The 24,564-nt window shown below is 54.7% G+C and carries 39 protein-coding genes; 35 read left to right on the top strand and 4 right to left on the bottom strand.

Annotation, left to right across the window (positions count from 1 at the left end; translation table 11 throughout):
- The first annotated feature begins 51 nt into the window (after positions 1-51).
- The 30 genes from rpsJ (at position 52) to rplQ (ending at position 15,841) form a co-directional block, all read left to right on the top strand.
- A complete protein-coding gene (gene rpsJ, locus ACLHIJ_RS05105) occupies positions 52-360 on the top strand; it encodes a 30S ribosomal protein S10 (RefSeq protein WP_024963332.1) in 309 nt (102 codons plus the stop codon).
- 11 nt (positions 361-371) lie between these two features.
- Positions 372-1,037, top strand: a complete 666-nt coding sequence (rplC, locus tag ACLHIJ_RS05100) for a 50S ribosomal protein L3 (protein ID WP_411297428.1) — start codon at positions 372-374, stop codon at positions 1,035-1,037.
- Positions 1,038-1,043: 6 nt separating this feature from the next.
- Positions 1,044-1,694: a 50S ribosomal protein L4 gene (gene rplD, locus ACLHIJ_RS05095; RefSeq protein ID WP_411297427.1), complete on the top strand. Its 651-nt coding sequence runs from the start codon at positions 1,044-1,046 to the stop codon at positions 1,692-1,694.
- Positions 1,691-2,002 carry a 50S ribosomal protein L23 gene (gene rplW, locus ACLHIJ_RS05090; protein ID WP_411297426.1) on the top strand — a complete coding sequence of 104 codons (312 nt, stop codon included), beginning with the start codon at positions 1,691-1,693 and terminating at the stop codon, positions 2,000-2,002. Before rplD ends, rplW begins: the two co-directional genes overlap by 4 nt.
- 27 nt (positions 2,003-2,029) lie before the next feature.
- A complete protein-coding gene (gene rplB, locus ACLHIJ_RS05085) occupies positions 2,030-2,866 on the top strand; it encodes a 50S ribosomal protein L2 (protein WP_411297425.1) in 837 nt (278 codons plus the stop codon).
- A gap of 15 nt (positions 2,867-2,881) precedes the next feature.
- The gene (rpsS, locus tag ACLHIJ_RS05080; RefSeq protein WP_411297424.1) at positions 2,882-3,163 is read left to right on the top strand and encodes a 30S ribosomal protein S19; all 282 of its coding nucleotides are present in this window, start codon (positions 2,882-2,884) and stop codon (positions 3,161-3,163) included.
- 18 nt (positions 3,164-3,181) lie between these two features.
- Positions 3,182-3,532 carry a 50S ribosomal protein L22 gene (rplV, locus tag ACLHIJ_RS05075; protein WP_411297423.1) on the top strand — a complete coding sequence of 117 codons (351 nt, stop codon included), beginning with the start codon at positions 3,182-3,184 and terminating at the stop codon, positions 3,530-3,532.
- Positions 3,533-3,550: 18 nt separating this feature from the next.
- Entirely contained in the window at positions 3,551-4,375 is an 825-nt protein-coding gene (gene rpsC / locus ACLHIJ_RS05070) for a 30S ribosomal protein S3 (protein WP_411297422.1), read from the top strand.
- 5 nt (positions 4,376-4,380) lie between these two features.
- A complete protein-coding gene (gene rplP, locus ACLHIJ_RS05065) occupies positions 4,381-4,797 on the top strand; it encodes a 50S ribosomal protein L16 (protein WP_411297421.1) in 417 nt (138 codons plus the stop codon).
- A complete protein-coding gene (gene rpmC, locus ACLHIJ_RS05060) occupies positions 4,794-5,030 on the top strand; it encodes a 50S ribosomal protein L29 (protein WP_411297420.1) in 237 nt (78 codons plus the stop codon). The genes rplP and rpmC overlap by 4 nt, the downstream gene beginning before the upstream one ends.
- 8 nt (positions 5,031-5,038) lie before the next feature.
- Positions 5,039-5,323 carry a 30S ribosomal protein S17 gene (gene rpsQ, locus ACLHIJ_RS05055; protein WP_411297419.1) on the top strand — a complete coding sequence of 95 codons (285 nt, stop codon included), beginning with the start codon at positions 5,039-5,041 and terminating at the stop codon, positions 5,321-5,323.
- 103 nt (positions 5,324-5,426) lie between these two features.
- A complete protein-coding gene (rplN, locus tag ACLHIJ_RS05050; RefSeq protein ID WP_411297418.1) occupies positions 5,427-5,795 on the top strand; it encodes a 50S ribosomal protein L14 in 369 nt (122 codons plus the stop codon).
- Entirely contained in the window at positions 5,795-6,139 is a 345-nt protein-coding gene (gene rplX / locus ACLHIJ_RS05045) for a 50S ribosomal protein L24 (RefSeq protein WP_411297417.1), read from the top strand. The genes rplN and rplX overlap by 1 nt, the downstream gene beginning before the upstream one ends.
- On the top strand, positions 6,136-6,684 hold the full coding sequence (rplE, locus tag ACLHIJ_RS05040; protein WP_411297416.1) for a 50S ribosomal protein L5: 549 nt from the start codon (positions 6,136-6,138) through the stop codon (positions 6,682-6,684). Before rplX ends, rplE begins: the two co-directional genes overlap by 4 nt.
- Positions 6,684-6,869, top strand: a complete 186-nt coding sequence (locus ACLHIJ_RS05035) for a type Z 30S ribosomal protein S14 (protein ID WP_411297415.1) — start codon at positions 6,684-6,686, stop codon at positions 6,867-6,869. Before rplE ends, ACLHIJ_RS05035 begins: the two co-directional genes overlap by 1 nt.
- Positions 6,870-6,924: 55 nt before the next feature.
- Positions 6,925-7,323, top strand: a complete 399-nt coding sequence (gene rpsH / locus ACLHIJ_RS05030) for a 30S ribosomal protein S8 (protein WP_411297414.1) — start codon at positions 6,925-6,927, stop codon at positions 7,321-7,323.
- A 17-nt stretch (positions 7,324-7,340) separates the two neighbouring features.
- Positions 7,341-7,877 (top strand): 50S ribosomal protein L6, encoded by a 537-nt coding sequence (gene rplF, locus ACLHIJ_RS05025; RefSeq protein WP_411297413.1) that lies wholly within the window; start codon positions 7,341-7,343, stop codon positions 7,875-7,877.
- The gene (gene rplR / locus ACLHIJ_RS05020; protein ID WP_411297412.1) at positions 7,877-8,248 is read left to right on the top strand and encodes a 50S ribosomal protein L18; all 372 of its coding nucleotides are present in this window, start codon (positions 7,877-7,879) and stop codon (positions 8,246-8,248) included. Before rplF ends, rplR begins: the two co-directional genes overlap by 1 nt.
- 22 nt (positions 8,249-8,270) lie before the next feature.
- On the top strand, positions 8,271-8,963 hold the full coding sequence (gene rpsE, locus ACLHIJ_RS05015; RefSeq protein ID WP_411297411.1) for a 30S ribosomal protein S5: 693 nt from the start codon (positions 8,271-8,273) through the stop codon (positions 8,961-8,963).
- Positions 8,963-9,139, top strand: coding sequence for a 50S ribosomal protein L30 (rpmD, locus tag ACLHIJ_RS05010; protein ID WP_411297410.1), 177 nt, complete (start codon positions 8,963-8,965; stop codon positions 9,137-9,139). The genes rpsE and rpmD overlap by 1 nt, the downstream gene beginning before the upstream one ends.
- A complete protein-coding gene (gene rplO / locus ACLHIJ_RS05005) occupies positions 9,139-9,606 on the top strand; it encodes a 50S ribosomal protein L15 (RefSeq protein WP_411297409.1) in 468 nt (155 codons plus the stop codon). The genes rpmD and rplO overlap by 1 nt, the downstream gene beginning before the upstream one ends.
- 209 nt (positions 9,607-9,815) lie before the next feature.
- Positions 9,816-11,102, top strand: a complete 1,287-nt coding sequence (gene secY / locus ACLHIJ_RS05000; protein ID WP_411297408.1) for a preprotein translocase subunit SecY — start codon at positions 9,816-9,818, stop codon at positions 11,100-11,102.
- Complete coding sequence (locus ACLHIJ_RS04995; RefSeq protein ID WP_411297407.1) at positions 11,099-11,683, top strand: adenylate kinase; 585 nt, start codon at positions 11,099-11,101, stop codon at positions 11,681-11,683. The genes secY and ACLHIJ_RS04995 overlap by 4 nt, the downstream gene beginning before the upstream one ends.
- Positions 11,684-11,691: 8 nt before the next feature.
- Entirely contained in the window at positions 11,692-12,516 is an 825-nt protein-coding gene (gene map / locus ACLHIJ_RS04990) for a type I methionyl aminopeptidase (RefSeq protein ID WP_411297406.1), read from the top strand.
- A 297-nt stretch (positions 12,517-12,813) separates the two neighbouring features.
- A complete protein-coding gene (infA, locus tag ACLHIJ_RS04985) occupies positions 12,814-13,035 on the top strand; it encodes a translation initiation factor IF-1 (protein WP_411297405.1) in 222 nt (73 codons plus the stop codon).
- A gap of 41 nt (positions 13,036-13,076) precedes the next feature.
- Entirely contained in the window at positions 13,077-13,190 is a 114-nt protein-coding gene (gene rpmJ / locus ACLHIJ_RS04980) for a 50S ribosomal protein L36 (RefSeq protein ID WP_278013205.1), read from the top strand.
- Between the two features lie 154 nt (positions 13,191-13,344).
- The gene (gene rpsM, locus ACLHIJ_RS04975; protein ID WP_411297404.1) at positions 13,345-13,716 is read left to right on the top strand and encodes a 30S ribosomal protein S13; all 372 of its coding nucleotides are present in this window, start codon (positions 13,345-13,347) and stop codon (positions 13,714-13,716) included.
- A gap of 25 nt (positions 13,717-13,741) precedes the next feature.
- Complete coding sequence (gene rpsK / locus ACLHIJ_RS04970) at positions 13,742-14,134, top strand: 30S ribosomal protein S11 (protein ID WP_411297403.1); 393 nt, start codon at positions 13,742-13,744, stop codon at positions 14,132-14,134.
- Between the two features lie 112 nt (positions 14,135-14,246).
- Positions 14,247-15,245, top strand: coding sequence for a DNA-directed RNA polymerase subunit alpha (locus ACLHIJ_RS04965; protein ID WP_411297402.1), 999 nt, complete (start codon positions 14,247-14,249; stop codon positions 15,243-15,245).
- Between the two features lie 59 nt (positions 15,246-15,304).
- Positions 15,305-15,841 (top strand): 50S ribosomal protein L17, encoded by a 537-nt coding sequence (gene rplQ, locus ACLHIJ_RS04960; RefSeq protein ID WP_411297401.1) that lies wholly within the window; start codon positions 15,305-15,307, stop codon positions 15,839-15,841.
- Positions 15,842-16,191: 350 nt separating this feature from the next.
- Here rplQ and ACLHIJ_RS04955 read toward each other — a convergent pair whose 3' ends face one another.
- A complete protein-coding gene (locus ACLHIJ_RS04955; protein ID WP_411298586.1) occupies positions 16,192-16,341 on the bottom strand; it encodes a hypothetical protein in 150 nt (49 codons plus the stop codon).
- A gap of 13 nt (positions 16,342-16,354) precedes the next feature.
- Positions 16,355-17,146 (bottom strand): ROK family protein, encoded by a 792-nt coding sequence (locus ACLHIJ_RS04950; protein WP_411297400.1) that lies wholly within the window; start codon positions 17,144-17,146, stop codon positions 16,355-16,357.
- 126 nt (positions 17,147-17,272) lie between these two features.
- Here ACLHIJ_RS04950 and truA point away from each other — a divergent pair, with 126 nt between their 5' ends.
- On the top strand, positions 17,273-18,148 hold the full coding sequence (gene truA / locus ACLHIJ_RS04945) for a tRNA pseudouridine(38-40) synthase TruA (RefSeq protein WP_411298585.1): 876 nt from the start codon (positions 17,273-17,275) through the stop codon (positions 18,146-18,148).
- Between the two features lie 54 nt (positions 18,149-18,202).
- On the opposite strand, the gene ACLHIJ_RS04940 is transcribed toward truA, so the two are convergent.
- Complete coding sequence (locus ACLHIJ_RS04940) at positions 18,203-18,592, bottom strand: hypothetical protein (RefSeq protein WP_411297398.1); 390 nt, start codon at positions 18,590-18,592, stop codon at positions 18,203-18,205.
- 52 nt (positions 18,593-18,644) lie between these two features.
- Between ACLHIJ_RS04940 and ACLHIJ_RS04935 the strand changes: the two genes are divergently transcribed.
- From ACLHIJ_RS04935 to glmM, 4 genes are all read left to right on the top strand, one after another.
- On the top strand, positions 18,645-19,568 hold the full coding sequence (locus ACLHIJ_RS04935; protein WP_411298584.1) for a LysR family transcriptional regulator: 924 nt from the start codon (positions 18,645-18,647) through the stop codon (positions 19,566-19,568).
- Positions 19,569-19,735: 167 nt separating this feature from the next.
- Positions 19,736-20,179 carry a 50S ribosomal protein L13 gene (rplM, locus tag ACLHIJ_RS04930; RefSeq protein ID WP_411297396.1) on the top strand — a complete coding sequence of 148 codons (444 nt, stop codon included), beginning with the start codon at positions 19,736-19,738 and terminating at the stop codon, positions 20,177-20,179.
- A gap of 30 nt (positions 20,180-20,209) precedes the next feature.
- On the top strand, positions 20,210-20,695 hold the full coding sequence (gene rpsI, locus ACLHIJ_RS04925; RefSeq protein WP_411297395.1) for a 30S ribosomal protein S9: 486 nt from the start codon (positions 20,210-20,212) through the stop codon (positions 20,693-20,695).
- Positions 20,696-21,544: 849 nt separating this feature from the next.
- On the top strand, positions 21,545-22,873 hold the full coding sequence (gene glmM, locus ACLHIJ_RS04920; protein WP_411298583.1) for a phosphoglucosamine mutase: 1,329 nt from the start codon (positions 21,545-21,547) through the stop codon (positions 22,871-22,873).
- 610 nt (positions 22,874-23,483) lie between these two features.
- On the opposite strand, the gene coaA is transcribed toward glmM, so the two are convergent.
- Positions 23,484-24,422 carry a type I pantothenate kinase gene (coaA, locus tag ACLHIJ_RS04915; protein ID WP_411296717.1) on the bottom strand — a complete coding sequence of 313 codons (939 nt, stop codon included), beginning with the start codon at positions 24,420-24,422 and terminating at the stop codon, positions 23,484-23,486.
- Between the last annotated feature and the right edge of the window lie 142 nt (positions 24,423-24,564).

Genomic DNA, 24,564 nt, shown 5'->3' with positions numbered 1-24,564 from the left:
GCCCGAGTGCGGGGGCTGTGAACGCCGAGGTAGAGAGAGGGAGACGACGCCATGGCGGGACAAAAAATCCGCATCCGTCTGAAGTCATATGACCACGAGGTCATCGACAACGCAGCGAAAAAGCTCGTCGACGAAGTTACCCGTACCGGAGCGTCGGTTGTGGGGCCGGTGCCGCTGCCTACTAAGCGCAGTGTTTTCACCGTTATTCGCTCGCCCCATAAGTACAAGGACAGCCGCGAACAGTTTGAAATGCGCACGCACAAGCGGCTGATTGACATTGTCGATCCGACTCTGAAGACAATTGACACTCTGCGTCGCCTGGATCTTCCGGCGGATGTCAGCGTCGAGATCAAGCTCTGAGGTAACGCATCATGACGAAGAATACCCAAACCGCCGCTGCGCCTGTTAAGGCGCTGCTTGGCGTGAAATTAGGAATGACCCAGGTGTGGGACGAAAATGCTCAGCTCGTTCCAGTCACCGTTGTCAAAGTCGGCAAGAACGTCGTTACTCAGATTCGTACCATGGAAAAGGACGGCTACTGCGCTATCCAGATCGCATCGGGCGAACTGAAGAACAAGAACGTTACCAAGCCGCTAGCTGGCCACTTTGAGAAGGCCGGTGTTAGCCCGCGTCGCTTTGTTGCGGAAGTTCGCACCAGCGATGCTGAAGAATATGCACTTGGACAAGAACTCGGTGTAGATACCTTCGAAGCAGGCCAGACGATTGACGTCGTTGGCAAGTCGAAGGGTAAGGGTTTTGCTGGCACGATGAAGCGTCATGGCTTCGCTGGTGTGTCGGCCTCCCACGGTTCGCACCGTAACCACCGCAAGCCCGGTTCTATTGGCGCTTCGGCAACTCCTGCCCGCGTTTTCCGTGGCACGCGCATGGCTGGTCGCATGGGTAACGCCCGTGTGACCGTGCAGAATCTGACCATTCACGCAGTGGACACCGAGAACGAGCTTCTCCTTGTCTCCGGCGCAATCCCCGGTTCCAAGGGTGGCGCTGTAGTGATCCGTACTGCCGCGAAGGGAGCCTGATCGTAAATGGCAGACCTCAAGGTTGACGTTATTGACTACACCGGCAAGAAGTCCGGTAGTGTCACTCTCGACGCCGATTTGTTCGGCCTCGAAGCGAATGTTCCGCTGTTGCACCAGGTTGTGACGGCTCAGCTTGCCGCTCGCCGTGCTGGCACGCACAAGGCAAAGACCCGTGGTGAAGTCAGCGGTGGCGGCGTGAAGCCGTGGCGTCAGAAGGGCACAGGCCGTGCTCGCCAGGGTTCTATCCGCGCTCCGCACTGGACGGGTGGCGGCATTGCTCATGGTCCGGTGCCGCGTGATTATTCTCAGCGCACCCCCAAGAAGATGATTGCTGCTGCACTGCGTCAGGCGTTGTCAGATCGTGCTCGTCACGGTCGCCTTCACGTGGTATCCAGCTTCCTCGATGGTCAGACCCCATCGACAAAGACCGCATTGAAGCTGCTGCTTGATCTTACCGATGGTCGCCGCAAAGCGCTCGTCGTTGTTGATCGTTCCGATGAGATGACCGTGCTTTCACTGCGCAATGCTCAGGAAGCTCACCTCATTTACTTCGATCAGCTCAATGCCTACGACGTTCTCGTCGCTGATGACGTCGTCTTCACCGAAGCCGCCTACCAGGGCTGGATCGGTGCTAATGCCAAGGAGGAGACGAAGTGACCGAAGCAGCGTTCCATAACAAAGATCCGCGTGACATCATCCTCGAGCCGATCGCCTCGGAAAAGGCAGCCCGTCTAGAGGACGAAGGCAAGTACACGTTCCTCGTGCACCCTTCAGCAAACAAGACGGAAATCAAGATCGCGATTGAAAAGATTTTCAACGTCAAGGTCGAGTCCGTGAACACGCAGAATCGCCAGGGCAAGACGCGCCGTACTCGTGACGGCATTGGCCGCCGCAAGAGCACGAAGCGCGCAATTGTCACCCTGCGCGAAGGCACAATCGACATCTACGGCGATATCGTCGGCTAGACCGACGGGAAGTATTGAGGAAAACTCATGGGAATTCGCAAGTACAAGCCGACGACTCCAGGTCGTCGCGGTTCGAGCGTAGCCGACTTCGTCGAGATCACCCGATCTACGCCGGAGAAGTCGCTGCTGCGCCCGTTGACCAAGACAGGTGGCCGCAATAACCTCGGCCGTATCACCACCCGTCACAAGGGCGGTGGCCACAAGCGCCAGTATCGCGTTATTGATTTCCGCCGCCACGATAAGGACGGTATCCCAGCACGCGTTGCTCATATTGAGTATGACCCGAACCGCACTGCTCGTATCGCGCTACTGCACTATGCAGACGGCGAAAAGCGCTACATTCTGGCACCGGAAAAGGTCGTTCAGGGCACGATGATCGAAGCTGGTCCGACAGCCGATATCAAACCAGGTAACAATTTGCCGTTGCGCAATATCCCGGTTGGTACCGTGGTCCACGCCGTTGAGCTTCGACCCGGTGGCGGGGCAAAGATTGCCCGTTCCGCTGGTGCGTCGGTGCAGCTCGTTGCTCGGGAAGGCAAGCTCGCACAATTGCGTATGCCGTCCGGAGAAATCCGTAACGTTGACGCACGTTGCCGCGCCACTATCGGCGAGGTAGGCAACGCTGAACAGTCCAACATCAATTGGGGCAAGGCAGGCCGCATGCGCTGGAAGGGTGTACGCCCGACGGTCCGCGGTGTTGTCATGAATCCGTTCGACCACCCACACGGTGGTGGCGAGGGCCGGACGTCCGGTGGACGTCACCCTGTCTCCCCGTGGGGAAAGAAGGAAGGACGCACCCGCCATCCGAACAAGCCCAGCGACAAGCTCATCGTGCGCCGTCGCAAGACTGGCAAGAAGCACTGATAGGAGAGGTCAGCTATGCCGCGTAGTTTGAAGAAAGGTCCTTTCGTTGACGAGCACCTTCAGAAGAAGGTCGATGAGCAGAACGACAAGGGCATCAACAACGTCATCAAGACCTGGTCGCGCCGGTCGATTATCACGCCGGACTTCCTGGGTCACACATTCGCAGTCCACGACGGTCGCAAGCATGTGCCGGTGTTCGTCACCGAGTCCATGGTCGGCCACAAGCTCGGCGAATTCGCTCCGACTCGTACCTTCAAGGGGCATGAGAAGGACGATCGCAAGGGCCGTCGCCGGTAAGGCAGGAGAGGCAGGATTATGGAAGCCAAGGCACAGGCGCGTTACATTCGCGTCACGCCCCAGAAAGCACGCCGCGTGATTAACGAGATCCGTGGCATGCGTGCAACCGAAGCCGTGGACGTATTGGAATTTGCGCCGCAGGCTGTTGCTCGCGACATCCGTAAAGTGTTGTTGTCGGCGATTGCCAATGCGCGCTACGAGACTGAGCGTGCTGGTGAAAAGTTCGCAGAGGAAACCCTCAAGATCGTGGAGACCTACGTTGATGAAGGTCCAACGATGAAGCGCATTCGTCCCCGAGCACAGGGGCGCGCAAACCGGATCCTCAAGCGTTCGTGCCACATCACCGTTATCGTCGGTGACGAGAAGTAGTAGAGAGGGGAGCCAGAAATGGGACAGAAAGTTAACCCGATCGGTTTCCGTCTTGGAATTACAACCGATCACCGATCCAAGTGGTTCACAGATTCGAACAAGCCGGGTCAGACCTACGCTGATTACATTGGTGAGGACATCAAGATCCGTAAGTTCCTTGAGCGTAATCTCGAACGCGCTGGTATTTCGCACGTGCATATTGAGCGTCGCAATGAACGCGTATTCGTCGATATCTACACTGCTCGTCCGGGCATCGTTATCGGACGCCGCGGTGTTGAGGCTGATCGCCTTCGTGAAGATCTCGAGAAGCTGACGAAGAAAGAGATCATGCTCAATGTCCACGAGGTGAAGAACCCAGAAGCGAACGCACAGCTCGTTGCCCAGGGAATTGCCGAGCAGCTTGCCTCCCGTGTGTCCTTCCGCCGCGCAATGCGTAAGGGCATTCAGTCCGCGCAGCGTTCCGGTGCTAAGGGCATTCGTGTGCAGTGCTCTGGTCGTCTCGGTGGCGCAGAAATGTCGCGTTCCGAGTTCTACAGTGAAGGGCGCGTGCCGTTGCACACCCTTCGCGCAAATATCGACTACGGCTTCTATGAGGCTCGTACTACCTTCGGCCGTATTGGTGTGAAGGTATGGATCTACCGTGGCGATATTACGGACGCCGAGTACTTCCGTTCTTTGACGGAAGCTCCGCGTGGCCGTGGCGGTCGCGGTGAGCGTCGTCGCGGTGGCCGTGGTGGCGAACGTCGTGGTCGTAACACCAATGCTGAGGCTCAGCCACAGGCTGAGAAGGCTGCTGCTCCGGTTGCGGAGCAGGCGCCCACTACCCAAGAAACGGAGGCCTGAGTTTCATGCTCATTCCCCGCCGAACCAAGCATCGCAAGCAGCACCGTCCGACCCGTTCGGGCATGTCCAAGGGCGGTAACACCCTGGCTTTCGGTGAGTACGGTATCCAGGCTCTTGAGCCGGCCTACGTGACCAACCGCCAGATCGAGGCAGCCCGTATTGCCATGACCCGTCACGTCAAGCGTGGTGGCAAGGTGTGGATCAATGTATTCCCGGATCGCCCGCTGACGAAGAAGCCCGCTGAAACCCGTATGGGTTCCGGTAAGGGATCGGTCGAATGGTGGGTTGCCAATGTTAAGCCAGGTCGTGTGCTCTTTGAGCTTGCTGGTGTTGACGAGCAGCTCGCACGAGGCGCACTATCTCGTGCTCAGCACAAGCTCCCGATGAAGACCCGTTTTATTTCCCGTGAGGATGGTGAATGATGGCTAAGGGCATTAGCACGAACGAGCTGGATAAGCTCACGGACGCCGAACTCGCCGAACGCCTGAAGGAATCGAAGGAAGAGCTGTTCAACCTCCGGTTCTCTGCTGTGACCCATCGTCTGGAAGACTCCGGTCGTCTTAAGGAAGTGCGTCACAATATCGCACGTATTTACACGATTGCCCGCGAGCGTGAGCTCGGTATCCGCACCGCCCCGACGGCGAAGAAGAAGTGAGGTCGTTAATGAGCGAGCAGGAAAAGACTGTCGAGCCGACGCAGCGCGCACATCGTAAGGTGCGGACGGGTTACGTCGTCAGTGACAAGATGGACAAAACCGTTGTCGTCTTGGTTGAGGATCGCCGGAAGCACTCGCTATACGGTAAGGTTATGACTCGGTCCAAGCGTATTAAGGCGCACGACGAAACCAACGAAGTTCGCGAAGGCGATCTCGTCCGTATCATGGAAACCCGCCCGTTGTCCGCGACCAAGCATTTCCGCGTGGTCGAGGTCATCGAAAAGGCTAAGTAGTGCGTGGAGCCGTGGTCATTCGACCACGGCTACCACGATGTCAACCCATCCGTTCGGCAAGGCTCACTCGGTGAGAACCAGCACGACGACAGGAGATATGTAAATGATCCAGCAGGAGTCGCGGCTCAAGGTCGCCGACAACACAGGTGCAAAGGAAATCCTGTGCATCCATGTGCTCGGTGGCTCTGGCCGGCGCTACGCCGGAATTGGCGACATCATCGTCGCCGCCGTCAAGGATGCCATTCCTGGCGGAAACGTAAAGAAGGGCGATGTGGTTAAGGCCGTTATCGTCCGTGCCAAGAAGAGTACGCGTCGTGCAGACGGCTCGTACATTAAGTTTGATGAGAACGCAGCCGTCATTCTGAAGAATGACACCGAGCCGCGTGGTACCCGTATTTTCGGGCCCGTGGCACGCGAACTTCGCGATAAGAAGTTCATGCGTATCGTCTCCCTTGCACCGGAGGTGATCTAATGGCGAAGATCAAGAAGGGTGACCTCGTTCAGGTCATTGCCGGGCGTGATAAGGGTGCGCAAGGTCGTGTTCTCGAAGTAGATACTCGCAATAACCGCGTGATCGTTGAAGGCGTTCAGCGCGTTAAGAAGCACACCCGCGTGGGACGCACTGATCGTGGTGCGGTCACGGGCGGTATTGAGACCATCGAAGCTCCTATTCACGTGTCAAACGTGATGCTTGTTGGTCCGGATAAGAAGCCAGTGCGTGTGGGCTTCCGTGAGGTTGAGGTCGAGCGTAACGGTCGCACAAAGATCATGCGTGAGCGTATCGGCCGCCGTGGCGGGAAGGAGATCGAGCTGTGAACCAGCCTCGTTTGAAGACGAAGTACCGCCAGGAAATCCTCCCGGCACTGCAGAAAGAATTTAAGCACGACAACGTGAATAACGTTGGTGGCTTAACCAAGATTGTTGTGAACATGGGCGTCGGTGACGCTGCTCGTGATTCCAAGGTCTTGGAAGGAGCTATTGCGGATATTACTGCTATCACCGGCCAGAAGCCGCAGGTGACCCGAGCTCGTAAATCCATCGCTCAGTTCAAGCTGCGCGAAGGTCAAGCAATTGGTTGCCACGTTACGCTTCGCGGTGATCGTATGTGGGAGTTCCTCGATCGCTTGTTGTCAACAGCGTTGCCGCGTATCCGCGACTTCCGCGGTTTGTCTCCGCAGCAGTTCGATGGCCATGGAAACTACACCTTTGGCTTGACCGAGCAGACCGTGTTCCACGAGATCGATATGGACAAGATTGACCGCGTGCGCGGTATGGACATCACCGTGGTGACGTCTGCTAAGACCGATGACGAGGGACGCTTTCTGCTGCGTCAACTCGGCTTCCCGTTCAAGGAGAACTGATGGCTAAAACTGCTCTGAAGCATAAGGCGGCCCGGAAGCCAAAGTACGCTGTTCGCGCATACACGCGTTGTCAGCGTTGCGGTCGTCCGCACTCCGTCTATCGTAAGTTCGGCCTGTGCCGAGTCTGCCTGCGCGAGATGGCCCTGCGGGGCGAACTCCCGGGCGTTAAGAAGTCCAGCTGGTAAGAAACTACGTCGCAGGTCTGAAAAGGAAACCGCGACGAGGAAGGGCTGCTGCCCGATGTCTATGACAGACCCGATTGCAGATATGCTCACGCGTCTGCGCAACGCCAATTCGGCGTTCCACGAGACGGTTGATATGCCGTACTCGAAGATGAAGGCTTCGATTGCCGACATCCTTAAGCGTGAGGGATACATCGACACATACACTGTCGAAGAAGCCAATGTGGGCAAGACGCTCACTGTAACCCTGAAGTACGGCCCGAATCGTGAGCGTGCGCTTGCCGGTTTGCGTCGTATCTCTAAGCCGGGACTTCGTGTTTACGCAAAGTCCACCAACCTGCCTCAGGTCCTCGGCGGCCTCGGCGTGGCAATTCTGTCCACGTCCTCTGGTCTGCTTACCGACCGTGAAGCCAAGGACAAGGGTGTAGGTGGGGAAGTCCTCGCCTACATCTGGTAAGGGAGAGGAGTTCTACAATGTCGCGTATTGGTAAGCTCCCGATCTCTATTCCGGCAGGCGTTGAGGTGACGATTGCTAACGAAGTAGTGACCGTCAAAGGGCCTAAGGGCGAACTTGCACAGTCGATCCCAGCACCGATTTCAGTAGCTGTGGAAGATGGTCAAGTTGTCGTGACCCGTCCGAATGACGAGCGCGCTTCTCGGTCTTTGCATGGTCTGACTCGTACCCTGATCGCGAATAACATCATTGGTGTTACGGACGGATACACCAAGGCTCTGGAGATTCGTGGTACGGGTTACCGTGTTGTTGCTAAGGGAACGGATCTAGAGTTCTCCCTTGGATATTCGCACACGATTACCGTTCCGGCGCCAGAGGGCATCACATTCCAAGTTGATAGCCCGACGAAGTTCGCTGTTTGCGGTATCTCCAAGCAGCAGGTTGGCGAGATTGCGGCACAGATTCGCAAGCTGCGCAAGCCTGAGCCGTACAAGGGCAAGGGTATCCGCTATGTTGGCGAATACGTTCGGACCAAGGCTGGAAAGGCTGGTAAGTAATGGGCATCTCGTCTAAGTCCAAGAGCTCTTTTGCTGCTCGTAAGCGCCGCCACCAGCGTCTGCGCAAGCGCGTGTCTGGCACTGCTGAGTGTCCACGTCTCGTCGTTTCTCGGTCGAACCGCCATATGGTTGCCCAGATCATTGACGATACCGTCGGTCGCACTCTGGTAAGCGCCTCGACGCTGGAAGCCGATTTCTCGGTAGATGGCGACGGTAAGGTAGCGAAGGCACGCGAGGTGGGCGTGCGTATTGGTAAGCGCGCGATGGACGCCGGAATCACCGCCGTCGTCTTTGATCGTGCAGGAAACAAGTATCACGGTCGTGTGGCCGCGGTTGCCGAAGGCGCCCGCGAAGCCGGATTGACCCTGTGATCTGGAACGAGAGGATATAGACATGGCTGCAGAGCAGCGTGGACGTCGTTCCGAGGGCGATCAGCGTGAAGATCGTCGTCGTGATGGACGACGTAACGAGCGTCGCACCGATCGTCGCGCAGATGACAGGAGTCCCTACATCGAGCGCGTCGTGACGATTAACCGTGTAGCAAAGACCGTTAAGGGCGGTCGCCGGATGTCCTTCACTGCGCTCGTGGTGGTTGGTGACGGCAACGGTACCGTCGGTGTCGGCTACGGCAAGGCCAAGGAAGTTCCCGCAGCAATTGCTAAGGGCACGGAAAAGGCTAAGAAGAATTTCTTTAAGGTTCCGCGTATTGGAACAACCATTCCGCACATTGTGCAGGGTGAGGATGCAGCAGGCGTTGTGTTGTTGCGTCCGGCTTCCCCGGGTACTGGCGTTATCGCCGGCGGTCCGGTGCGCGCCGTCATGGAGGCCGCTGGTGTTCATGACGTGCTCACCAAGTCGCTGGGTTCATCCAACGCAATCAACATTGTGCATGGCACGGTTGCTGCGCTGAAGAAGCTAGAACAGCCGGAAGCAGTGGCTGCCCGTCGTGGTTTGCCGGTTGATCAAGTTGCACCGCAAGCAATGCTTCGCGCACGTGCCGAGCACGAAGCGAAGGAACGCGAGGACGCCGCCCTCGAAGCACAGCGTGCTGAGAATGAGGCTGCTGCCGCAGGAGTTGGTGCATAATGCTGAAGATTACGCAGAAGAAGGGCCTTGTTGGCACCAAGCAGAACCAGCGCGAGACGATGCGCTCGCTCGGTCTGCGTAAGATTCACCAGTCGGTGACTCGCGAGGATACTCCCGCTGTGCGCGGAATGATCCAGAAGGTCGCTCATCTGGTGAGTGTGGAGGAGGTTGACTAATGGCTACCGAAACCAATTCCGAGCCGCTGAAGATTCATGATCTTCGTCCAGCACCGGGTGCAAATCGCTCCAAGATCCGCGTTGGACGCGGTGAGGGTTCGAAGGGTAAAACGGCTGGTCGCGGTACCAAGGGTACGCATGCGCGCAATACGGTTCGCCCCGGATTCGAAGGCGGTCAGATGCCGTTGCACATGCGTCTGCCGAAGTTGCGTGGCTTTAAGAACCCGGCTCGCGTGGAATACCAGGTCGTTAACTTGGATGCGCTTGCTGAAGTGTTCCCTAAGGGAGGCACGATCACGGTTGAGGATCTCGTTAATAACGGTTTGGTTCGTAAGAATCGTCCGGTGAAGATCCTAGGAACTGGCGATATTACCGTCAAGGTTAATGTCACCGCCGATGCATGGTCGCGTTCCGCTCAGGAAAAGATTGAGGCTGCTGGCGGGTCACTCGCTAAGCGTGACGCCTAAAACGGAGAACGGCCGGCATTCACTACGGTGAATTCCGGCCGTTCCTTACGTAATTTTGTGGTCTATGCACCAGGAGAAGAGTAGGTGCATAGCTAACTCGTGCGGGTATAGTAGCTATACGGAACGCAAGGCTGAGGAAGCATTGGGTTCCCAGGGCAACTGGTTATACCGCGCAACGGCTCGTTCGAGTCGGCAAATGGAGGACTGTTGTGTTAAAAGCACTCGTATCAGCATTTCGCACCCCGGATTTACGGCGAAAGCTGCTCTTCACCATTATGATTATGGCGATCTACCGTCTGGGTACGTATGTGCCGGCACCGTTCGTCTCGTATGAAAACGTCAAGCAGTGTTTGTCGGAACAAGGTACTGCCGATATTTTCACCATGCTGAACATGTTTTCTGGCGGTGCAATGCTTCAGATCTCCGTCTTTGCATTGGGAATCATGCCGTACATTACCGCATCAATTATTGTTCAGTTGATGCGTGTGGTGATTCCTAAATTTGAGGAGCTACATAAAGAAGGGCAGACGGGTACTGCCAAGCTCACCGAATATACCCGTTATTTGACGATTTTCCTTGCTGTGCTTCAAGCGTCGGTGATGGTATCCATTGCTAATGGCAAGTTGTTTACCACCTGTTCTGTACATCCGATTCCGGGTGCCACCCCGTTGCGCCTGGTAGTTGCCATTATTGCGATTACTGCCGGTACGGGTTTGATTATGTGGCTCGGTGAATTGATTACTGAACGCGGCGTCGGCAACGGTATGTCGCTGCTGATCTTCACGGGTATTGCTGCGAACTTCCCAGCTATGCTGACGAACGTGTTCCGCTCTGACGGCGGAGCGGCGCGAGTGGCAATTGTTGTGGCTATGTTCCTCGCAATCACGCTGGTTGTTGTTTTCGTGGAGCAGTCCCAGCGTCGTATCCCGGTTCAATATGCAAAGCGGGTAATTGGTCGCCGTACCTATGGTGGAACCTCCACGTATATTCCGCTTAAGATCAATATGGCCAACGTTATTCCGGTCATTTTCGCGTCCTCAATTCTCTCGCTACCGCAGATGATTGCTCAGTTTGGCGATCCGAACTCAAGCTGGGTCCAGTGGTTGCACCTGCATTTCACTCGTGCTTCCGTGTGGTACCTCATTGCATACGCATTATTGATTGTGTTCTTTGCTTTCTTCTACACGTCCATTACGTTCAATCCAGAAGAAGTGGCAGACAATATGAAGCGTTATGGCGGCTTCATCCCCGGTATCCGTGCGGGTCAACCGACGGCAGATTACTTGCGTTATGTCATTAATCGTATTAACTGGGTTGGCGCCTTGTACCTGGCGATTATTGCGATGATTCCGCTGGTGGTATTCAACCAGATGGGTATTCGTTCGATGGCCTTCGGCGGTACATCCATCATCATCTTGGTGGGTGTCGGCTTGCAGACTGTCAAAGATATTGACGCTCAATTGCAACAGCGCCACTATGAGGGATTCTTGCGATGAGCTACCGTCTCGTGATTGTGGGGCCGCCGGGAGCAGGCAAAGGCACACAAGCCAATGCCATCTCGGAGAACTTCAATGTGCCGTGGGTTTCCACCGGTCAGGTTTTTCGGGAAGCAATTGCGAGCGGTTCTGATTTAGGCACCCTGTTGGCTTCGTATATTGAAGCCGGTAATTTAGTGCCTGATGAGCTTACTGATCGCGTTGTGGCTAATCGTCTCGATCAGATGGGCAAGAGTAGTGGTTTCCTGCTGGACGGCTATCCGCGTACTTTGAGCCAAGTCGATGCCCTTGATGTAATGCTTGCCGATAGGGATCAGCAATTAGATGCTGTTATCGAGTTGCAGATCCCTGACGAGGCGATTATCGGGCGTCTGCTTCGCCGCGCGGAATTAGAAAATCGTGCGGATGATACTGAGGAAGTGATTCGGCACCGTATTGAGGTCTATCACAACTCAACGCGCCCGTTGCTAGAGGTATATCGAAACCGTGGTCTTGTCGTTGCTGTTGACGGTATGGGCAGTATCGCTGATGTTGAGCAGCGTCTTATTGCGCAGCTTCGCGCAGCCCTTGACGCAAGGTAAAGCACGCGGTGATCGAATATAAGACTCATGATGAGATCCGCAAGATGCGTCGGGCCGCACTTGTGGTGGCACAGATTCATCGCGCCTTACAATCACACATCACGGCTGGGATGACGACCAGAGATTGCGACGCTATCGCGCTTGACGTTTTGCGTGAAGCCGGGGCACAATCGAATTTCTACGGATACTATGACTATCCAGCCCAGATTTGTACGTCAGTTAATGACGTTATTGTGCATGGTATCCCCGATGATCGAGTTCTCCAGCCCGGAGATATTATCTCGTGCGATTGCGGTGCAGTTGTTGATGGCTGGAATGGCGATGCTGCCTTTACTATGGTGCTCCCTGGTGGAGATCCGCAGGTATATGCCGCTCGGAAACGGCTGTCGGATATTACGGAACACGCCATGTGGGTTGGGATTGCGGCAATGGCAACGCGTAAGCGCGTCGGGCATATCGGTGAAGCAATCGATGATTTTATTACCTCCCTGCCGGATGATGAACAGCCAGATATCCTTATTGACTATGTTGGGCACGGCATCGGACGTCAAATGCACCAAGAGCCTGATGTCCTGCATTACCGTTCGCGGGGGAGAAGCCCGAGACTTCGGGCGGGAATGGTGCTGTGTGTTGAGCCGATGTTAGCGGCAGGAAATCAAGCGAACCGCGTTCTGGAAGATGGCTGGACGGTAGTTACTCAAGATGGATCTGACGCAGCGCATTGGGAACATGAGGTTGCGTTGCATGAAGAGGGTATATGGGTGCTTTCTGCTCCTGATGGTGGGGTCGCCGGATTAGCGCCTTTTGGTATCACGCCAGTTCCGTTGGATTAATCGGTTTCAGCTAGCGGAACAGAACAAATAACTAGCATTTATCTAGCTGATAGTCCGAAATGTTTAGGTTCTATAGCTGCTGCGAGATCTTTCTTCTTACATGCTATTGAAATTTATCGTTTTGATGTGAGCCGCCGGAACTGATATTGACGAAGATGCTGTTTCTTCGTGACGTGCTCCACCAGATTCTGCCTTTTCACAGGTCAGTGTTGTCGCGTAGAATTGTGCGTTGGTGCCCCTCGGGGCCTCGTCGGGAGAACTTCTTTCGACGCAGCAAAAATCAGGTTAGTGGGGAACATGGCGAAAAAAGAAGGCGTCATCGAAGTAGAAGGCAGAGTAACTGAAGCCCTGCCCAATGCGATGTTTCGGGTCGAATTGGAGAACGGGCACATGGTGCTCGCCCATATTTCTGGCAAGATGCGTCAGCACTACATCAAGATCCTTCCGGAAGATCGTGTTGTCGTTGAGCTCACTCCGTATGATCTCAACCGCGGCCGTATCGTCTACCGTTACAAGTAACCCATCGAGCGCCGGATTTTCCGGCATAGGAAGCACCATAAATGAAGGTCAAGCCTAGCGTTAAGAAGATCTGCGAAAACTGCAAGATCATTCGCCGGCATGGTCGCGTCATGGTTATCTGCGATAACCCGCGGCACAAGCAGCGTCAGGGATAACCTGGCAGCCAGGGCACTCCTGGTCGTGGATCGGCATCCACAGTCATTGCATTACTAGCGTTGGTTTCGCCCATGCAACCCTCAGTCCGAAGGCTGAGGCCCATTCGGGAAGTAATGCTCCACACCTTCGGATAAAGACACAAGGAGCCAAAACATGGCACGTCTTTCTGGCGTAGATCTCCCGCGCGATAAGCGCGTTGAGGTTGCGCTTACGTACATTTTCGGCATTGGTCGCACTCGTGCTCACGAAACTCTGCAGGCGACGGGGGTCAACCCGGATACCCGCGTGCGTGATCTGACCGAGGACGAAATGATCAGCCTGAAGAATCACATCGACGAGAACTACAAGGTCGAAGGTGATTTGCGCCGCGAGATTCAAGCAGATATTCGCCGTAAGGTCGAGATTGGTTGTTACCAGGGTCTGCGTCATCGTCGTGGTCTGCCCGTACACGGTCAGCGTACAAAGACGAACGCACGTACCCGCAAGGGGCCGAAGTCCACCGTTGTCGGCAAGAAGAAGAAGTAATTCGGCAGATCAGGAGTGTTAATAGATGCCAGCCAAGTCTCAGCGCCGTCCGCGTCGTAGCACGCGCAAAAATGTCCTCAACGGGCAGGCGCACATTAAGTCCACTTTTAACAATACGATCGTTTCGATCACGGACACCAAGGGTGAAGTCATCGCGTCAGCTTCTGCCGGTATGGTCGGCTTCAAGGGCTCGCGTAAGTCCACCCCGTATGCTGCTCAGCTAGCTGCGGAAAACGCTGCCCGTCGGGCCATGGATCATGGTCTGAAGAAGGTTGATGTGTTCGTTAAGGGTCCTGGTTCAGGACGTGAAACCGCGATCCGCTCGTTGACGGCATCGGGTCTGGAAGTAACCTCGATTTCTGATGTTACGCCTCAGGCTCACAACGGTTGCCGCCCGGCTAAGCGCCGCCGCGTCTGATGAAGTAGTAGATGGCCGAGGTTATCTACTATCCGGCAGGATTTCCTGCAGTTTCACCCTAAGAATTTCTCGCAGGTGTCATATAGCGGGCATCTGATGAAAGGATAAACCCGTGATCATTGAACAGCGTCCCGCGCTGACGGAAGAAAAGATTTCCGATACGCGTTCGCGTTTCACGCTCGATCCACTCGAGCCTGGTTTTGGTTACACCTTGGGTAACTCCCTACGCCGTACCTTGCTCTCGTCGATTCCTGGTGCTGCGATCACCTCCGTTCATATTGACGGTGTGTTGCATGAGTTTTCGACGATTCACGGCTGCAAGGAAGATGTTGCCGAAATTATTTTGAATCTGAAGGAACTCGTTGTGACGTCCGAGCATGATGAGCCGGTGCTGATGTACCTGCGTAAGCAGGGCCCAGGGCAGGTGCTCGCTTCGGATATCACCCCTCCCGCAGGCGTGGAGATCCACAATCCAGATCTCGTCATCGCGACCTTGAACGACATGGGCAAGATTGAAGTTGATCTGACGGTTGAACGCGGTCGTGGCTATGTGTCAGCAACGCAGAATAACTCGCCGGACTACGAAATTGGTCGGATTCCGATTGATTCAATCTATTCGCCGGTTGTTAAAGTCTCGTACAAGGTAGAAGCCACTCGTGTGGGGCAGCGGACCGACTTCGACAAGCTCATTGTCGATGTTGAAACCAAGCCGTCGATGCTTCCGCGTGACGCTTTTGCTTCCGCCGGTAAGACTCTTGTTGAGCTGTTCGGGCTGTGCACCGAGCTAAATGAAGAGGTTGAAGGGCTTGAGCTGAAAGAAGCTCCGGTTGTCGAGCAGCAGTCATCTGATTTGCAGCGCCCGATTACCATTCTTAACCTCCCGGCTCGTTCGCAGAACTGTTTGCAGCGTGAAGGTATCCATACCATCGGTGAGCTGGTTTTGCGCTCTGAAGCCGATCTTCTAGATATTCGCAACTTCGGTGCGAAGTCGATTGAAGATGTGAAGGATGAGCTGGCCAAACTTGATTTGCGGTTGAAGGATTCGCCGGCAGGATACATGTCAGGCTTTGGCGACGACGCCTACGGCATGCAATTTAGCGACGACGTTTAACTAGGACTGCCGCATCGCGGCTACGGGCGTTGGCCCGTGAAAGAATTTTAGGAGTTATTATGCCCAAGCCCACCAAGGGGGCACGTCTCGGTGGCAGCCCAGCCAACGAGCGCAAGATTATTGCTAATTTGTGCAAGTCCCTTATTGAGCACAAGTCAGTGGTGACGACGGAAGCTCGCGCCCGTCGGGTTCGCCCGTATATGGAGCGTCTCGTCACGAAGGCGAAGAAAGGCGATACCTACAACCGCCGTCTGGCACTCAAGGTGCTGAACAACCGTGAGAGCGCATACGTGCTGTTTGAGGAACTCGCACCGAAGTTTGCTGAGCGTAACGGCGGTTACACCCGTATCGTTAAGCTGCCGAACCGTAAGGGCGACAATGCCCCCATGGCTGAGATTTCGCTCGTTCTTGAGCCAGTCTCTCCGAAGCAGGCAGTTGTTAAGGAAGCTCAGAAGGTAGCGAAGAAGGCTGCGGAAACAGCCAAGCCGGCTGAGGAAGTGACCGAAGAGGCGCCGACGACGGAAACGCCGGAGGATGCTGAGAAGGTTGAATCGGTCGAAGTCGAGGAAGCGACTGACGCTAGCGACGAGAAGTAATTAGATTCTTCTGTTATTCCATTGCGGGGAAGCCCAATCGGGCTTCCCCGCAATGGCTTTTACGGGTAAAAATCCGGAATCAAAGGCTAAAATCTGGGACAACCTGCCTTATTACGTCGTCAATACCTCCACGCCGATGCCGGAAAGAACTACGGTGGCCAGATTTCCTCGGAGGAGGGTAGAGAGGGAAAAAGAAAGAAAAACTCATGTGCTCTCAGCTTTGGTTTACATAGGCAGCGAGCGTCAGAGCGTGAGAGCGTGTATCTTGCTACGAATACTTCGAAATCAGGTTGAGGGTAGGAAAGCGTGCGATGCCTAACATACTCAAGAATGTAACTATCTTGCCATAGCTAGTATGCACTGATAGCCGCATATAGTTCATCGTGATGAGGAAATACGGCATTAGATAATAGATGATGGGATACGCCGCGAGTTGCATATTCATATTGCGTGATTGCCTCAAGGGTATATTGACGGACGCTGGCAGATACGAGCGTCATATACCTCAATATGTTATCCGCGGCCAACCATTGACCAGGCGCGTACGCCGCCATTCATGCCTGCCATATTAGGAACGAAAATGACTCCAGGCATGCGCGAACGAACAGAATCTGTAATTCGCGCGGCGTTTCCCCCTCCGAGATACAAGGTATCCCACCGAAAGATTGGCCAAAGTGATTCGATGGCTTTGAGAACGCGACGCGACCAGGCAGAATCGCCCAAACGCAAACGTTCATGTTCGCCAACTACGTCGTCGTACACTAATCCCCACCGCATGGGGGCATGGGAAATCTCCAAATGCGGGGCAAGCCGACCGTTATCAAGGAATGCCGATCCGAGTCCGGTTCCAAGAGTAAGGACGAGTTCTAACCCTTGACCACGTACCACTCCGGCTGCCGCAACCTCTGCGTCGTTGAGAACCAGAGCGGGAACTCCGTAATGAACTTCGAGAGCGGTTTGCATATCCTGCCCCGTCCACGCTTCTTCTAACTGCGGCAGGATACGAGTGTGGGGCCCAGCTCGGCGAATGTAATGCGGCGTATAGACAACTACTCCGTGGCGGATCATTCCCGGCATGCCCAGGGTGATCCGAGAGAAAGAAAGCGAAGCGTCTGGGCTGACGTCGCGGATCTGCTGGTCAATAACATTAATTAGATCGTTCGGCGAAAAGGGATAGGGGACAGGGGTGCGAACAACATCAGAGCATTGGAATCCGCCCGCGTCAAGCAACGTCGATTTAATACCTCCGCCACCGCAATCAATACAGAGCGTGAGTGGCGATTCTGGTTGTGCCTGTGTTCCCATAGCCTAGACGGTAGCGCAAAACTCTAAGTCGAACCAGTTGAGGCAGCCCTGTTGTGGATGGCAGTTACGGTTACCTGCTGTGGAGAAGTGAATGTTCTGTTTGCGCAAGCCAGTATGCTGGATGGCATGAGGCTACGTATTGATGTCAGTTATGAGGGCTACGGGTTCCACGGCTGGGCGAGCCAGCCTGGATTGCGAACGGTGCAAGGGGAACTTGAAGAGGTATTAACGACGATAATCCGTCAGCCAGTGGTGTTGACCGTTGCGGGGCGCACTGACGCAGGGGTACATGCCTTGGGGCAGTGTGCACATTTTGACGTTGATCCGGAGCGTTTTGCGGCTCTCGGAGGGCGATCTGGTCACGATCCAGCGATGAGTTTACGGCGTCGGGCCAATGCTATGCTAGTGCGCCGTTGTGCTGGTATTCGGGGATATAGCGACGTGATTATTCGTCACGTGCGTGAAACCAGCCCAGAATTTGACGCCCGTTTTTCGGCCCTGTGGCGCGCCTACACATACCGGATTGCAGATCAGGTTGAGCTGTGGGATCCACGTCAACGGGATGTGCTGTGGTGTGAGGAGGAACTGGATATTGCTGCGATGAACCGAGCTGCTGAAGCGCTGCTAGGAGAGCATGATTTTTTGGCATATTGCAAGCCTCGGCCAGGCGCCTCAACCATACGGACTCTGCATGAACTGTATTTCTCTCGTGACGAGGCAGGTGTGATTACTGGATATGCCCGGGCGGATGCTTTTTGCCATTCGCAGGTGCGAACCATGATAGGAACGCTTATTCGGGTGGGAAGCGGTAAGCGGGAAGAGAGCTGGCCAGGGCAACGGTTACGTCAACGGTGTCGAGATGGCGAAGTAGTTGTTGCTCCGGCCCATCCCTTGACTTTGGCTGCTGTGGGCTATCCCGATCCAGCGCGCTACGGTGAGCAGGCTCGAATTGCCCGGCAGTTCCGAGGTGCGGATGGAGAGCCTTGTTCTTCATGCGAATAACGGGCTGCTAATAGTGGTTCCGTCTATGCAGATAGGCAGGCGAGTAGGGGTACGTTAATCTGCCGTGATAATAGTGGTAGCCGTTGTACATTCAGAGTTTTCGGTTTCCGGGGATGTGCAAGCGGCGGTTTTCCGACCGGATGGCGTACAGCGCCGCCGCAATACCTCAAATAAATATCGGCGCTTAACAGTGAGCACGATATAACAAGCAATACCGACGAAAATGAGGTTAGTAAAGACGGAGGGCCACGCACCAGTAGCCGCGCACGTCACTAAAGACAGCGATCCAGAAATCAGGCAGAGCCCCTGATAGCGCAGTGAATCAGCCATAAGCTTGCCACGTGAGACGCAATAGAAACTATAGAGATAGGTGACAGCTCCGATCCAACCGAGCGTCATTATGATCGTCATAGGTGCGCCATTCACGTAATGATTGTGAGCCATAATAGGATTAAGGTCAATTGAAATAAACTACAAATATATTTAAGTTATTCTTATGAAGATCTCTGTGCAGCGCCTATCTATTTTGTTGACGGTGGCGCGAGAGGGTGGTATCCAGGCGGCTGCTGACGTCTTAGGCGTATCAGCGTCGGCTGTTAGCCAACAGATGAATAAGCTGGAACATGAATGTGGGCATACTCTTCTCGTTCGCACCGCCAGCGGTGCGATTCTGACGGATGCCGGACGCCTCGTAGCGCAGGTCGCACAACAGGTTGAGCAGGAATGTGAGCATTTAGAGCGCGATCTGTTGGAATATGCCGGAACACCGACGGGGATCGTTCGTGTCGGGGCATTTCAGACGGTGATACGAAGCCTCATTCTGCCAAATCTAGAGGCACTCGCTGAGCAAGCACCTGGCGTTGACGTGCATGTTCGGGAAGGTGATTCGCGTGCGTCGTTGGCATATCTGCGGCAAAACACGATAGACATCGCCGTATTGGAAAGCGATACGGATGTGCCCACAGCGCCTCGCGGAACGCGGATCTATCCGCTCTTGGAAGAGCCGTGGTATGTGGTATATCCGGCGCGATTTGCGTTACCGGCAGATCCGCGAGAACTTGTCCAATATCCGTGGTTGGGCGCGCATCCGGATTCTGTCGTCGGGCGAGCGACTGAGCGATTAGCACGTAGCTGGGGTTTTACGCCTTCGCAGCAGTACGTCTTTCAGGATTATGACGTTGCCTTGTCTATGGTGCAAGCCGGATTAGGGGTGGCGGTACTGCCACGGCTCGGGTTGGCAGATCGACGTGAAGGGATTAAGGTGCATTACGTTCCGGGATTGGGAACGCGGCAACTTGTCATGTGTATTAGTTCTGCTCCATCGCGGCAGAATGCAGCTATTGATCTTATATGTCGGCAGTTACGGACCATCGCACTAGGCGCATCGGAACTCATAGATATTAAACCTGCCACAGCCTGACAAACATCTTTGACCATTGCGGTCACAGGTCATTACAATAAGAAACCGTTGTGACCTTGATGTCCTTCCCACTCGTCAAGAATGCAACATCCTTTGAGACCACTGGCAAAAAGCGGTAAAGCCATCCGCAGATTTGCCAAGATTACAGAAGAGAAAAGGCTACGCAAGTGCGCACTTTTACACCGAAGCCCGGAGATATCGAGAAGAAGTGGTACGTCGTTGACGCCACCGATATCGTCCTTGGCCGTTTGGCAGCTCAGGTTGCACCCCTGCTCCGTGGGAAGCATAAGCCGACTTTCGCTCCGCATGTCGATACGGGTGACTACGTCATCGTTATTAACGCCGAAAAGGTGGCGTTGACCGGCATGAAGCACGAGCAGAAGATGGCATATCGCCACTCTGGTTTCCCAGGTGGTTTGAAGGCAACGTCATACGCCGAACTTCTCGAGCACAACCCTGAGCGCGCTGTCTACAAGGCGATCGCCGGTATGTTGCCGAAGAACACTCTCGGACGTCAGCAGCTTTCCAAGCTGAAGGTCTACCGTGGTAGCGAGCATCCGCATGCCGCTCAGCAGCCGGTGCCCTTCGAGCTCAAGCAGGTTGCCAAGTAATCCCTGGCCAGAATTTACCTAAGGAGAACCGTGGCAGAGACCACCGTTGAAACCGAAGAGCTCGAAGAACTGAGCTCGTATTCGACTGAGACCCCCACGAAGCCCACCGGTCAGGGTGCATCCATGACCGCTCCGGGTGCGGGTCTTGGCCGCCGCAAGGAAGCAATCGCCCGTGTCCGTCTCGTTCCTGGCTCTGGTCAGTGGACGATCAACGGTCGCACCTTGGAAGATTACTTCCCGAACAAACTGCACCAGCAGCTTGTTAACGATCCGTTTACGCTTCTCGACCTCAAGGGCCGTTTTGACGTTATCGCACGTATCCACGGTGGTGGAACGTCTGGTCAGGCCGGCGCCCTGCGCTTGGGTATTTCCCGTGCGCTGAACGAGATCGACCGTGAGGCAAACCGTCCGGCATTGAAGAAGGCCGGCTTCCTCACGCGTGATGCCCGTAGCGTGGAACGGAAGAAGGCAGGACTGAAGAAGGCACGCAAGGCCTCGCAGTTCTCCAAGCGCTAAACCCAGTGCTTTCAGGTGGACCCAGCTCAGGCTGGGTCCACTTTTTTATCTGCGGAGTGCAAGCTGTGCCTTGCAGGTTTGGATAAATCGGCATCCATGAAGCAGCCCATGAGTATATGAGAGCAGTGCGTATTTTCTCCATTGACATATCTGAGCTATCGGACAGATTGCATGAGTTTTATGTCGTTTTTGGGTGTGGTTATTGAATAAAATGCATTGTTTTGGTCGAGGTTTTTCCGTGCCCTAGTTCGGAAAGCGGAGCAGGAGTTGGCGCAGGGCAATTTTGAGGTCGGATGTAATCTGTGAGTGTGAGTGAGTTTCCCAGGGTAGATAGTGGGAAATCGAGTTTTACGTCGCTTGCTTTGTTGCGATCTATAGGGCGAATTGTGTGGCTTTAGTGCTGTTTTTGTTGATGTAGTACCGGAAGTCGGGGTGAAGTTGGCGAAGATAGCAGAGGAAATATTCCGCAATGCCCACAGGTCATACACCCGTGATCGACGGCACTCGGCAAGCCTGCACTGTACGGGAACAGAAATACCTGAAGCGAAAAGAGCAGAGAAGCGCGAGAATAACGCGGCAGCCGGAGAACGTCATTCATCCGGTAGTCAAGGTCGGCAGCTAAAACAGTCCAATACCCAGCCGCGCAGCCACAGGTGAGGAATAACGTCGGGCACAAAGCCTAAGAAGATAGCGAGGAAAAAGAAACAGCAGAAAACCGGCTAAGCATAAACGCGGCGCGGGGATGTGAGGATATGCCGCTGTTGCGGGAGAGCGTGGCATAATCAGGAGAGGTAGCCCCTTAGCGCAAGCGTCATCAAAAGAGGGGATAGATGCTAGAAAGGCAGCGAGATGGCTCGACTTTTTGGAACTGACGGAGTTCGCGGATTAGCAAATACAGAGATCACCCCAGAATTTGCTTTAGAACTCGGTCAAGCAGCGGCTCGGGTTCTTGCTGAAGAAGCGACGGGGCGCCCCAAAGCGATCATTGGTCGAGATACGCGGCAGTCTTCAGCGATGCTATCTCACGCAGTCGGCGCCGGGTTGGCTTCGGCTGGAGTGGACGTTGAGCATGTGCGCGAGATTCCAACACCGGGCATTGCCTATTTGACGTCGGCACGTCATTATGACCTCGGCGTTATGATCTCCGCCTCGCATAACCCCATGCCAGATAACGGCATTAAATTCATCAACTCTCAAGGTTTCAAACTTGACGATGCGATTGAAGACCGCATTGAAGCCTGTTTGAATACCCAGTGGGACCGTCCGGTTGGTGCAGCAGTGGGGCATATCTCTGAATCGTGCGCGGTTTCTGATCGGGTTTACATGGATCACCTGGTGTCAATCGGTGATTCTTTGCGCGGGTTGAGCATTGTTTTGGACTGTGCCAATGGTGCGGCTTCCCGAGTTGCTCCCAAGGTATTCCAGGAGTTAGGCGCAGATGTCGTAGTTATTAACGCCTCGCCGGATGGTCGTAATATCAATAAAGAATGTGGATCGACGCATACCGAACGTTTGCAGGCGATGGTCAAAGCCGCCGAAGCAGATATGGGATTTGCCTTTGATGGCGACGCAGATCGCTGCCTCGCTGTTGACCATACAGGTCGGTTAGTTAATGGCGATGAAATCATGGGGTTAATGGCGCTATCCATGAAAGAACGCGGTGAACTGGCGAATAACACCTTAGTTATCACTGTGATGTCGAACCTTGGTTTGCGTTTAGCGTGTCAAGAAAAAGGTATTGATTTTGCGGTTACTGCGGTGGGAGATCGCTACGTGCTCGAAGAGATGCTGGCGCACGGGCACATGCTTGGTGGTGAGCAATCAGGGCATGTGATCTCTTTGCAGCATGCCACCACAGGGGATGGTACGCTGACTGCTGTTCTGGTGGCGAGTGAGATTGCCCGTCGCCAGCAAGCATTGGCAGAGGCCGTCAGTTTTGTGCAGACTCTGCCACAGCGTCTTATCAACGTTCCCAATGTGGATAAGACGCGCACGGAGCTTATCGCTGCAGATGTTGCTCGCGCCGAAGCCGAATTGGGAGAAACCGGGCGAGTGTTATTGCGCGCCTCAGGAACCGAACCGCTCGTGCGAGTGATGGTTGAGGCAAAGACGCAAGAACAGACGGACGAGGTTGCTGAACGTTTGGCACAAATCGTGGCAGATAAATTGGCTCTGTAGGGTAGCGCAACAGATAACGTCAATACGGCAACAAACCAGGAATGAAATAGGCGTGGGCGCACACTAACGATCCGGTGAGATCCGATTCGGTGGTGAAGAAAAATGTGCGGCGCATTGGCATGAAACGCCTACAGGTAGCAGGGAAGCCTGCGGGTAGCTGATGGAATATCTGCCGGCACATTCATGAAATACCTGCGGGTGCGCCATAAACCGTCATGCCTATCGAAGCATAGATAAGGTAAATCGAGTAGCCGGATGTCTATGTGTACGTCTATGTGCGCGCTCGCAAGACGCCAGGCATATATCCCTGATTGTACCAGCGAGCGCTGACCCTATGCCGGAATCCGCCTCGCTCTAGCTGCTGTATCTATATCTGGTGCGGGTATATCTGAGGTAACTACAGCCGGATACCTCGTTTGCGCTAAGGATAAGGAAGCTTCCCCGTCATACCTATACCCGCCACAGATGCTCCGAGCTGCGATACGTAGCGCTGAAAATGACAGGTATCTGTGTCGGCTGGCGGTACCTGACTTTCCACGCACTGCGCTAGATAGCAGTTAGTGGCGTATGCCTCGTGGCAATACTATGCGGATGCGGCAGGGCGCGTGTGCTAAATTTTGCGCAACTCGATCTTCTCAATCGCATGCGTCGGCCCTTTTGTGAGCACAACGTCGGCCCGACAACGAGTAGGAGCGATATTGAGCCGAAGATTTGGCAGATTGATGGAGGACCAAATCTGGCGGGCCGTGGCTTCTGCCTCTTCGTCAGATAGATTCGCGTAGGCGCGGAAATACGAGTTTTCATGGGAAAAAGCGGTGCTGCGTAGCGAACGGAAGCGCGAGATATACCAACGTTCCAGCGAAGATTCGGCGGCGTCCAGATACAGGGAGAAATCAAAGTAGTCACTGACGGCAATCTGGGAATGAGCAGTATTGCCGGCAGGTTGTAGCACGTTAAGCCCTTCGAGAATGAGAATATCCGGGCTACGCACTTCGATCGTCGCATCGGGGACGATGTCGTAAGAAACATGGTCATAAACCGGAACGCGCACAGATTCGGCACCGGATTTAATCTGATGTAAAAACTCAAGGAGGGCCCGACGGTCATAGGATTCGGGGAAGCCTTTGCGCCCAATAATTCCGCGTTCGCGCAAAACGGCGTTGGGATATAAAAAGCCATCGGTGGGGACGAGTGCGACATGTGGTGTATGCGGCCAGCGAGAAAGCAACTCGCGTAGTAAACGGGCAGCCGTTGATTTACCGACGGCAACGGATCCGGCAATGCCGATGATCCACGGAGTGCGCTCTGGCTGGCGCCCAAGGAACGTGCTGGTTTCGGTGTAGAGCCTGCGTTTGCCGTGTGCGTAGGTCTGCATGAGCGCAGATAATGGGCGATAGATGGCGTCTGCCTCGGCGAAATCAATAGGATCGCCGAGAGTGGATAACCGAGTAACATCGCCTTCGGTGAGCGGCAGCGCAGCATTACCTGCCAGTTCTGCCCACTGTTCATGGGTGAAAGTCATAAACGGGGTCAGTTCGGATGTCGTCATTCTCCTAGTCTGACAATAATTCCAGCATTTCGCACATCAAATGCGGCAACAGTGGATTTCCCCTGCGGTGCTCCATGAGGTTTTAAGAGTGACGTGAGGCTCCGATGCGCATTACATAAGCGCGTAACATAAAGAACGACGT

The organism is Trueperella sp. LYQ141, assembly GCF_046599555.1.
Taxonomy (GTDB): Bacteria; Actinomycetota; Actinomycetes; order Actinomycetales; family Actinomycetaceae; genus Trueperella.
This window is presented reverse-complemented; position numbering and strand designations above follow the sequence as displayed.

What these genes read in the sequence shown, in the direction of transcription:
- ACLHIJ_RS04940 (WP_411297398.1), bottom strand. Translation starts at nt 18,592, where the DNA reads ATGGCTCACAATCATTACGTGAATGGCGCACCTATGACGATCATAATG.
- rpsS (WP_411297424.1), top strand. Translation starts at nt 2,882, where the DNA reads ATGCCGCGTAGTTTGAAGAAAGGTCCTTTCGTTGACGAGCACCTTCAG.
- rplB (WP_411297425.1), top strand. Translation starts at nt 2,030, where the DNA reads ATGGGAATTCGCAAGTACAAGCCGACGACTCCAGGTCGTCGCGGTTCG.
- rplN (WP_411297418.1), top strand. Translation starts at nt 5,427, where the DNA reads ATGATCCAGCAGGAGTCGCGGCTCAAGGTCGCCGACAACACAGGTGCA.
- infA (WP_411297405.1), top strand. Translation starts at nt 12,814, where the DNA reads ATGGCGAAAAAAGAAGGCGTCATCGAAGTAGAAGGCAGAGTAACTGAA.
- ACLHIJ_RS04935 (WP_411298584.1), top strand. Translation starts at nt 18,645, where the DNA reads ATGAAGATCTCTGTGCAGCGCCTATCTATTTTGTTGACGGTGGCGCGA.
- rpsH (WP_411297414.1), top strand. Translation starts at nt 6,925, where the DNA reads ATGTCTATGACAGACCCGATTGCAGATATGCTCACGCGTCTGCGCAAC.
- glmM (WP_411298583.1), top strand. Translation starts at nt 21,545, where the DNA reads ATGGCTCGACTTTTTGGAACTGACGGAGTTCGCGGATTAGCAAATACA.
- rplV (WP_411297423.1), top strand. Translation starts at nt 3,182, where the DNA reads ATGGAAGCCAAGGCACAGGCGCGTTACATTCGCGTCACGCCCCAGAAA.
- rpsQ (WP_411297419.1), top strand. Translation starts at nt 5,039, where the DNA reads ATGAGCGAGCAGGAAAAGACTGTCGAGCCGACGCAGCGCGCACATCGT.
- rpsE (WP_411297411.1), top strand. Translation starts at nt 8,271, where the DNA reads ATGGCTGCAGAGCAGCGTGGACGTCGTTCCGAGGGCGATCAGCGTGAA.
- rplP (WP_411297421.1), top strand. Translation starts at nt 4,381, where the DNA reads ATGCTCATTCCCCGCCGAACCAAGCATCGCAAGCAGCACCGTCCGACC.
- truA (WP_411298585.1), top strand. Translation starts at nt 17,273, where the DNA reads ATGAGGCTACGTATTGATGTCAGTTATGAGGGCTACGGGTTCCACGGC.
- rpsM (WP_411297404.1), top strand. Translation starts at nt 13,345, where the DNA reads ATGGCACGTCTTTCTGGCGTAGATCTCCCGCGCGATAAGCGCGTTGAG.
- rplX (WP_411297417.1), top strand. Translation starts at nt 5,795, where the DNA reads ATGGCGAAGATCAAGAAGGGTGACCTCGTTCAGGTCATTGCCGGGCGT.
- rpmD (WP_411297410.1), top strand. Translation starts at nt 8,963, where the DNA reads ATGCTGAAGATTACGCAGAAGAAGGGCCTTGTTGGCACCAAGCAGAAC.
- ACLHIJ_RS04955 (WP_411298586.1), bottom strand. Translation starts at nt 16,341, where the DNA reads ATGACGCTCGTATCTGCCAGCGTCCGTCAATATACCCTTGAGGCAATC.
- ACLHIJ_RS05035 (WP_411297415.1), top strand. Translation starts at nt 6,684, where the DNA reads ATGGCTAAAACTGCTCTGAAGCATAAGGCGGCCCGGAAGCCAAAGTAC.
- rpmJ (WP_278013205.1), top strand. Translation starts at nt 13,077, where the DNA reads ATGAAGGTCAAGCCTAGCGTTAAGAAGATCTGCGAAAACTGCAAGATC.
- ACLHIJ_RS04950 (WP_411297400.1), bottom strand. Translation starts at nt 17,146, where the DNA reads ATGGGAACACAGGCACAACCAGAATCGCCACTCACGCTCTGTATTGAT.
- ACLHIJ_RS04995 (WP_411297407.1), top strand. Translation starts at nt 11,099, where the DNA reads ATGAGCTACCGTCTCGTGATTGTGGGGCCGCCGGGAGCAGGCAAAGGC.
- rplD (WP_411297427.1), top strand. Translation starts at nt 1,044, where the DNA reads ATGGCAGACCTCAAGGTTGACGTTATTGACTACACCGGCAAGAAGTCC.
- rpsK (WP_411297403.1), top strand. Translation starts at nt 13,742, where the DNA reads ATGCCAGCCAAGTCTCAGCGCCGTCCGCGTCGTAGCACGCGCAAAAAT.
- rplF (WP_411297413.1), top strand. Translation starts at nt 7,341, where the DNA reads ATGTCGCGTATTGGTAAGCTCCCGATCTCTATTCCGGCAGGCGTTGAG.
- rpmC (WP_411297420.1), top strand. Translation starts at nt 4,794, where the DNA reads ATGATGGCTAAGGGCATTAGCACGAACGAGCTGGATAAGCTCACGGAC.
- coaA (WP_411296717.1), bottom strand. Translation starts at nt 24,422, where the DNA reads ATGACGACATCCGAACTGACCCCGTTTATGACTTTCACCCATGAACAG.
- rplQ (WP_411297401.1), top strand. Translation starts at nt 15,305, where the DNA reads ATGCCCAAGCCCACCAAGGGGGCACGTCTCGGTGGCAGCCCAGCCAAC.
- rpsJ (WP_024963332.1), top strand. Translation starts at nt 52, where the DNA reads ATGGCGGGACAAAAAATCCGCATCCGTCTGAAGTCATATGACCACGAG.
- rplO (WP_411297409.1), top strand. Translation starts at nt 9,139, where the DNA reads ATGGCTACCGAAACCAATTCCGAGCCGCTGAAGATTCATGATCTTCGT.
- rpsC (WP_411297422.1), top strand. Translation starts at nt 3,551, where the DNA reads ATGGGACAGAAAGTTAACCCGATCGGTTTCCGTCTTGGAATTACAACC.
- rplR (WP_411297412.1), top strand. Translation starts at nt 7,877, where the DNA reads ATGGGCATCTCGTCTAAGTCCAAGAGCTCTTTTGCTGCTCGTAAGCGC.
- rplC (WP_411297428.1), top strand. Translation starts at nt 372, where the DNA reads ATGACGAAGAATACCCAAACCGCCGCTGCGCCTGTTAAGGCGCTGCTT.